This window comes from Thermodesulfovibrionales bacterium (assembly GCA_035622735.1).
Lineage (GTDB): Bacteria > Nitrospirota > Thermodesulfovibrionia > Thermodesulfovibrionales > UBA9159 > DASPUT01.
This window is the reverse complement of record DASPUT010000149.1, coordinates 1-7406: the sequence shown is the minus strand read 5'-3', so window position 1 is coordinate 7406 and position 7406 is coordinate 1. Positions and strand designations below refer to the sequence as shown.

At 54.0% G+C, this 7406-nt stretch carries 10 protein-coding genes; 6 read left to right on the top strand and 4 right to left on the bottom strand.

Features of this window, described 5'->3' with window-relative positions; genetic code table 11:
- The 4 genes from ruvB to VEI96_07930 form a co-directional block, all read right to left on the bottom strand.
- Positions 1-834 (bottom strand): Holliday junction branch migration DNA helicase RuvB (gene ruvB, locus VEI96_07945; GenBank protein HXX57919.1); only part of this gene is annotated, 834 nt, incomplete at its 3' end.
- Positions 831-1409: a Holliday junction branch migration protein RuvA gene (gene ruvA, locus VEI96_07940; GenBank protein HXX57918.1), complete on the bottom strand. Its 579-nt coding sequence runs from the start codon at positions 1407-1409 to the stop codon at positions 831-833. The genes ruvA and ruvB, both read right to left, overlap by 4 nt.
- Positions 1406-1999 (bottom strand): crossover junction endodeoxyribonuclease RuvC, encoded by a 594-nt coding sequence (gene ruvC / locus VEI96_07935; GenBank protein HXX57917.1) that lies wholly within the window; start codon positions 1997-1999, stop codon positions 1406-1408. Before ruvC ends, ruvA begins: the two co-directional genes overlap by 4 nt.
- Positions 1977-2561, bottom strand: a complete 585-nt coding sequence (locus VEI96_07930; GenBank protein ID HXX57916.1) for a D-sedoheptulose 7-phosphate isomerase — start codon at positions 2559-2561, stop codon at positions 1977-1979. Before VEI96_07930 ends, ruvC begins: the two co-directional genes overlap by 23 nt.
- Before the next feature lie 194 nt (positions 2562-2755).
- Between VEI96_07930 and VEI96_07925 the strand changes: the two genes are divergently transcribed.
- From VEI96_07925 to VEI96_07900, 6 genes are all read left to right on the top strand, one after another.
- Complete coding sequence (locus VEI96_07925; protein ID HXX57915.1) at positions 2756-3166, top strand: ubiquinol-cytochrome c reductase iron-sulfur subunit; 411 nt, start codon at positions 2756-2758, stop codon at positions 3164-3166.
- 83 nt (positions 3167-3249) lie between these two features.
- Entirely contained in the window at positions 3250-4341 is a 1092-nt protein-coding gene (locus tag VEI96_07920) for a cytochrome bc complex cytochrome b subunit (GenBank protein ID HXX57914.1), read from the top strand.
- On the top strand, positions 4338-5189 hold the full coding sequence (locus tag VEI96_07915; protein ID HXX57913.1) for a multiheme c-type cytochrome: 852 nt from the start codon (positions 4338-4340) through the stop codon (positions 5187-5189). The genes VEI96_07920 and VEI96_07915 overlap by 4 nt, the downstream gene beginning before the upstream one ends.
- A 69-nt stretch (positions 5190-5258) precedes the next feature.
- Positions 5259-5681 carry a cupin domain-containing protein gene (locus VEI96_07910; GenBank protein ID HXX57912.1) on the top strand — a complete coding sequence of 141 codons (423 nt, stop codon included), beginning with the start codon at positions 5259-5261 and terminating at the stop codon, positions 5679-5681.
- Positions 5682-5919: 238 nt separating this feature from the next.
- A complete protein-coding gene (locus VEI96_07905; protein HXX57911.1) occupies positions 5920-6708 on the top strand; it encodes a phosphate ABC transporter substrate-binding protein in 789 nt (262 codons plus the stop codon).
- 90 nt (positions 6709-6798) lie between these two features.
- The coding region (locus VEI96_07900; protein ID HXX57910.1) for a HAMP domain-containing protein at positions 6799-7406 on the top strand (608 nt) is incomplete at its 3' end.

Sequence of the window (7406 nt, the reverse complement as noted above, 5' to 3'; positions counted from 1 at the left end):
GCCGAATTTCTCTATGATCGTGGTGAGAAGCCTCCTGTCCATGTCGTCGAGGCCCCGCTCGTCAATATCCAGGGCGAGGAGGGAATGGCGGGTTATTCCGATTTCGACCGTCCCGTTCCCCTTCACCTGGGCAAAGTCCCTGATGCGCCTCAAGAGCCTGTTTGCGATCCTCGGTGTTCCCCGTGAGCGCCTCGCGATCTCGAAGGCCGCATCATCGGTTATCTCAACAGACAGGATTCCGGCGGTGCGGAAGAGAATCTCCTTTAATTCACGGGGCGTATAGAATTCGAGTCTGTTTATGACGCCGAACCGGTCGCGCAGAGGAGACGTGAGGAGGCCGGCCCGCGTCGTGGCGCCGATGAGGGTGAAGCGAGGGAGGTTCAGTTTCAGCGTCCTCGCATTCGGTCCCTGGCCGATGATGATGTCGAGCTGGTAATCCTCCATGGCAGGGTAGAGGACTTCCTCGACGATCCTCGGCAGGCGGTGAATCTCGTCGATGAAGAGGATGTCCATCTCCGAAAGATTCGTGAGGATCGCGGCGAGGTCTCCGGGCCGCTCGAGCACCGGACCGGATGTCGTCTTGATATTCACCTTCAGTTCATTTGCGATGATATTTGCGAGGGTCGTCTTGCCGAGTCCTGGCGGACCGCCGAAGAGAACGTGGTCGAGGGGCTCACGCCTCTGCATTGCCGCGGTAATGAAGACGTGGAGGTTGTCCTTGATCTTCTCCTGCCCCACGAAGTCATGGAATGTCTTCGGCCTGAGGACGGCCTCGAAATTCTGATCCTCCTGACTCTTGACAGGGCTTATTTCACTGTCGTCAATCCTCTTCAATCCTGTGCCCTTCCTGTGAGATATTTAAGGGATTCCTTCAGGAGATCCTCTATCGTCGTGAATCCTTTCTTCAGCGCCCTATCGAGGGATTCCTGCGCCTCCGATTTCCTGTAGCCGAGATTTACGAGCGCCGAAAGGGTATCCTCAAAGACCCTGTCTTTCGGCTCTCGCACCGAGGGCAATTTCTCCTTCAATTCGAGAATGAGCCTGTGCGCGGTCTTTTTCCCCAGGCCGGGTATTCTGCAGAGCATCGCAACATCTTCGGTATCCAGTGCCTGGAGGAAGTCCTTCACCGTAACCCCCGAAAGGATGTTCAACGCCATCTTCGGCCCTATCCCGGTAACCCCGAGCAGTGTCGTGAAAATCCTCTTTTCGTCTTCCGAAGGAAAACCGTAGAGTTGCAACGCATCCTCCCGGACATGGGTATGGATGTATAGGAACACCTCGGCCCCTTCCTCGGGAAGGGCCGACAGGAGGTTTACCGGCACGCTCACAAGATACCCGACGCCGCCGGTCTCTACGATCACGTTGTCAGGCCTCTTTGAGAAGAGCCTTCCCTTCAGGGTGCCGATCATCCGAGGCCGGTCCGCTGGCTGGAGTTTTTGGACTTAGATTTTTCGAGCGCCGTCCGCAGGTTCCTGTTCCCGTAAGGAGGAAACTTCATCGTATTGAGGTGGCAGATAGAAAGGGCGAGCGCATCGGCGCTGTCGGGAGAGAGCGCGGTCGTGAGGTTCAGGATCGCCTTGACCATCGCCTGAACCTGGCTCTTTTCGGCCCTGCCATAACCGACAACCGCCTTCTTCACCTCTACAGCGGAATACTCATAGACCTGGAGCCCTTCAGCGGTTGCCGCGAGCATCGATACTCCCCGCGCGTGTCCGAGATGCAGGGCTGCTTTCACACTCCTTGCAAAGAACACCCGTTCTATCGCTGCCTGAACCGGACGGTATTCCTGAATGATTTCGGCGAGGGCCGAGTATATCTCGTTTAAGCGGATATGGAGGGGACTGCCCGAGGAGAGCTCAATCCTTCCCGATGCGACGTAGGCATAGCCACCGAGACCTTTTTCCCCGTCCTGTTCGATGATCCCGTAACCGCAGATCTGACTTCCCGGGTCGATGCCGAGGACCCTCAAACTTCCGTTATCTCTTTCTCGGCGTTTCAAAGAGTATCTCTTCCACCATCTGACAGAGGACGTGGCCGAGCGTGATGTGGGTCTCCTGTATCCTCGGGGTGTTATCGGAGGGGACGACAAAGGCGATATCCGCTTTCGCGGCGAACTTTTCTCCCTTGCTCCCGGTGAACGCTATCGACTTGAGCTTCTTTCTTTTGGCGGCGTCCATCGCCTTCAGAATATTGCCTGAATTTCCGCTCGTACTGATGGCAAGAACGACATCGCCTTCATCGGCAAGAGATTTGAGCTGCCGCGCAAAGATGTCGGAGAAGTCGTAGTCGTTCGCTATCGAGGTTATGACCGCGACATCGGTATTCAGGGCTATGGCAGGAAGTCCGGGGCGTTCTCTCTTGAAGCGGTTGACGAACTCTGCGGCGATATGCGAGGCATCGGTGGCGCTGCCGCCGTTCCCGAAGAGGAGGAGTTTCCTGCCGTCGTTGAATGCCTCCGCTATCAGCTTCGAAGCCTCCATGATCGCCTGGATGTTCTCTTTTACAAACCGTTCCTTTACGCTGATGCTCTCTTCAAAGGCCTTCCGTATCTTCTCTTCCATCCAGGGCATCCTGCATTCTCTAAAGTGTTCCTCATTCGGGAATCGACGTTTTTAGACTAAACGATGCATCTTTTAAAGTCAACATATCTCTTGTCGATGATGCGATGATTTGCTTGACAAGGGGCATACGTGGCTGATAGAATTTTTTCGAGCTTCGTTAGCACCTTACCATAGCTACTGATTACGGGGGATTGATGAAGAGGCGAACATTCTTGAGTGTCCTGATGGCGGTCCTTGGTTCAACCGCTCTTGTCTCCTTTGCTTATCCGTTGATCCGGTTCCTCGCACCGTCCGGGGCGGGGGAGAAGACACAGAAGATGACGATCAGGAAGGACGAAATCCCTCCCGGCGACGCAAAGGATATTATCGTTAACAACACGCCGGCAATTGTCATTAATCGGCCCGGCAAAGGGTTCATCGTGTTGTCGAGGGTCTGCACGCATCTCGGATGCCTTGTGGAATATAACCGGACGAAGAGCGATTTGATCTGTCCCTGCCATGCCGGGATATATGACCTCGAGGGGAATGTGGTATCGGGGCCTCCGCCGAAACCGCTCCAGAGGTTCAGCGTGCAGGTGGAGGGAGAAAACATTGTTATCGGGTGAGAACAGAGACGCACAGCAGAGGAAGGAAGCATGCATCGGACGGGATGGAAACAAGGGAGTGATGCGGTGAGAGGTATAGCAGCGTGTGGAATAAAATAAAAGATTGGCTCGAAATACGGATCGGACTGGACGAACTCGTCAGGACTCAGCTGACGGAGTACATGATTCCGCGGAACATCAACATATTCTATTCCTTCGGGGTGATCGCGCTTTCCCTGTTTGTGGTTCAGGTCCTGACCGGTTTCTTCCTGCTTATCTATTATATCCCCCACTTCGAGCATGCCTTCAAGAGCGTTCAGGATATTATGATGGTAGTGCCTTATGGCTGGCTCTTCCGGCTGATCCACGTTGTCGGAAGCAATCTCATGGTGGCTGTGGTATTCATCCATATGCTCTCGGTCTTTTTCATGGGAAGCTACAAGAAACCGAGGGAGTTGACCTGGCTCGCAGGCGCGGGGCTGCTCTTCACTACGCTCGGGTTCTGTCTGAGCGGCTACCTGCTTCCCTGGAGTCAGCTCAGTTTCTGGGCTACGACGGTTACCACGACGATACCGACGGCCTTTCCCTATGTCGGTGATTTTATCGCACAGGTGATGAGGGGCGGTGACACGGTATCGGGTGTCACCCTGAACAGGTTCTTTGCCCTCCATGTGGCCTTATTGCCGCTCGTCCTTCTTTCGATCGTGGGGCTCCATCTCTTCCTGATCAGGCGTATCGGGATCTCTTCTCCGCCTTTCGGGAAATCCGTCGAGAAGACCGAGTGGGCCGCGTTCCGCCACGACAGCCATCCCGGCGGCATCCCTTTCTATCCCGATTTCGTCCTTCGGGAGGGATACATGGTGATGATGTTTATGGGGATCATGTTTTTCGTCATCACCTTCATGCCGATGCTTTTTTTACCTGAGGACGCGAATACCCCTGCCGACCCGTTCAAGACGCCGGCACACATAAAGCCCGAATGGTATTTTCTGGCGGCCTATCAGATGCTGAAACTCATCCCGAACCGGTTTCTCGGCATCACGCTTCAGGGGATTATCGTGACGGTATTGCTCCTGTGGCCCCTTCTCGATACAAAAGAGGAGGCGAATATTATGAAGCGGCCCCTCTTGCGGTCCGCGTTCTTCTTAGCCGTCATCGGCTGGATTGCGCTGACGATCTGGGGGAAATACTCATGAGATATATCCTCGCATTCCTTCTCCTTCTCGGTCTTCCCTGCATCACCGCGGCAACTGAATACCGGGAAGAGTTCGAAAAAGAGTTTCTTTCGAAACCCTGGGCGGGCGAACAGTCTGAAAAGAGCGTCTGTATCGAATGCCATGCATCGGAGGCGATGAAACCTGCGTTCCAGAAGATTCCGGAGGAGTGGAGAAAGAGCTGGCATTATGAAAACAGCGTCTCCTGTCATGACTGTCACGGCGGTGACCCCAAGGACGCAGCACTCGCGATGTCGCCCCAGCGGGGGTTCGTCGGTGCTCCGAAATATAACCAAGTGCCGGAATTCTGCGGAAAGTGCCATGCGGGCATCCTGAAGAACTATCTCGAAAGCGGACACGGGAAGGCACTGAAGGCATCGGGGAGCGGACCGAACTGTGTAACCTGTCACGGCTCCCACAATATCCAGAGGGCGAGCATCGATATCATTAATGAGCAGCGGTGCACTCAGTGCCATACGTACGAACGGGCAAAGGTGATGAAGCAGGCCCTTTTTCTCACGGAAAAGAAGATCAACGATATAGAAAAGGACCTCAGGAGACTCAGGGCCGAGGGCGTGTTCACCGAAGAGGCGGATAAGACGCTCTTCAGCACCTCCGCGGAGTTCCGTACGCTCTTCCATTCTGTCGATGTTTCCCTCATCAAAAAGAGAACGGACGAATTCTCGAGCAAGCTGCAGCAGATTCAGGTGAAGATGGAGAAGACCTTCAGGGAACTCGGGTTCAGGAGAAACTTCTCCGCTTTTCTCTTGCTGACCTTTGCCGGCATGGCGATCGTTCTCTTCTTACTGTCAAAGACGCCGAAGGGATAGTCCGAAGCGGATAGACGAAGGGTTCGTCTATCCTTCCAAACGCCCAAAAAGAGAAGGGGAGGTTTTGCTATGAAAACGGTAAGACTGCATTTCGTTGTCATCTTCATAGGGTTTCTCATGGTTTCTGCCGCGATGGCCCAGGACAAGATGAGTCAATCTGCTGCAAAAGGTCCGGCAACAGTCTATCAGTCCAAGTTTCCTGTTACCCTCCAGGCCGGAGAATACGACCTGAAGACCGTCATCCTGGATTTCCCGCAAGGGGCTGGCGTACCGAACCACCTGCATGGAGGTTACGTACTGGTGACGGTGCTGGATGGCGAGATCACGCTGAAAGACAAGACCGGCGAGAGAGTGGTAAAAACCGGGGAGAGTTGGACCGAGAATCCCGGAGATCTGCACTCGGTTGTCAATTCAGGTGCAGCCACTGCCAGGGTTGCGATTACCATGATATTGCAGAAAGGCGCTGAGACCACCACCGTAATCAAGCCGTGAAGTTCTGTCTCTAAGACCTGAGACTCCGAGGACAAAGAAGGAAAGGGCCAAGGGGCTTACGCCGGAATAACGCCTTTTCGAATATAGGATAAAAGTTACGCCTACCACTTTGCTGACTTGGACAAGAATGCCGACATTGTGATCCCGCGGGAATCTTCGTTTAAAAAGGAGTGGAAATATATTAATAAATTAAATATAGTAATAACGTTGACCTATAAGTAACATGAAGGAGGATACGATGAAGAAGTCATTGTTCGTTGTAGCTCTGGCAGTTCTCATGATCTTCTCTGCCCGGGCATGGGCCGTGGAACTGACGTATGCCGGCTCTGTGACGATCCTTGAAGGGGTGATGAAGGAAGCCGCTCCGGTTTTTGAGAATAAGACCGGCATAAAGGTCGGCCTCGGCGGTGGCGGCTCGGGTGCCGGGATCAAGGCGACACTCTCGGGAACCGTCGATATCGGCGGCGTCTCGAGGGACCTTAAAGAGGAGGAGCTGAAACAGGGGCTTGTCCCTTATGAAATCGGGTTGGGCGCTGTCGGGCTTGTCGTCAATAAGGGAGTCCCCATCGATAATCTCACGGCAAAGCAGGTCAAGGAACTCCTTACCGGGAAGATCAAGAACTGGAAGGCGGTGGGAGGACCTGACTTACCGGTCAAGGTCGTCATCAGTACGCCGGGCTGCGCGTGCAGGGAGGAATTTCAGGAGATGGTCATGGACAAGGAGCCCTATGTTGAAGGAGCCGCGGTTTCTCCGATGAAGACCTTAAGCGATACGGTCAAGAATACTCCCGGAGGAGTCGGACCTCTTGCCACCGCTGTGATCGATCCGGGGAAGGTGAAGGTTATCAAGATAGACGGCATAGCCCCGACCCCCGAGAACGTCAAGAACAAAAAATATAAGGCCTCGAGGCCGATCAACCTCATCACAAAAGGGCCTGCCACGGGCAAGGCAAAAGAGTTCATAGATTTTATGCTTTCGCCCGAGGGCCAGGCGCTTGTTGCGAAGAACTTCGTAAAGATCAAATAAGAAGCATAACCATACGAATCTCTGCCGGAAGGTGCCGGATTTACCGAGACACCGGCACCTTCCGGCGAATGAGGAGGCGCTAATTCGGGGATGTTCACGTTACGAGCGAAGAGCATAAAGACGAAGATCACCACACTTATCCTCGGCCTCCTCATAATCGTATTCGGCCTGTCTTGGGCTTATTCATACCGGAACCTCTACGAGAAGACTCAGGAAGACCAGAGGGTAGAGGCCCAGACCATCGCAAAACTCATCGGGGGCATCTCCAGCTACACGTTCCTGACCGAAGATTATACGATGCTCGACGAGATCCTCCAAAAGGCGATGGAGAACGAAAAAGTCCTCTACATTCTGATCCTCGATAAGAACGGCAATCCGAAGCGGGAGAATAAGAAGGACCGTTCGGACAAGCGGTTCATCGAAGTGAAAGAACCGATCATGGTTGCGGAGGTTCCCGCCGGCTATGTGACGCTCGGGTACTCAATCGAGATGACGTACGCCCGATTGATGAGAGACGTCAGGGCGACTCTCATCTCAGGCCTTGCCGGACTGGCATTCTCATCGGCTTTTCTCATATTCCTCCTCAATAGGTTGATCGTACGGCCGATCTCCCTCCTTGACAACAGGGCGAGGGAGATAGCCGTAGGAAATCTCACAAGCACAATCGATATCCGCGGAGAGGACGAGATCGCCTCTCT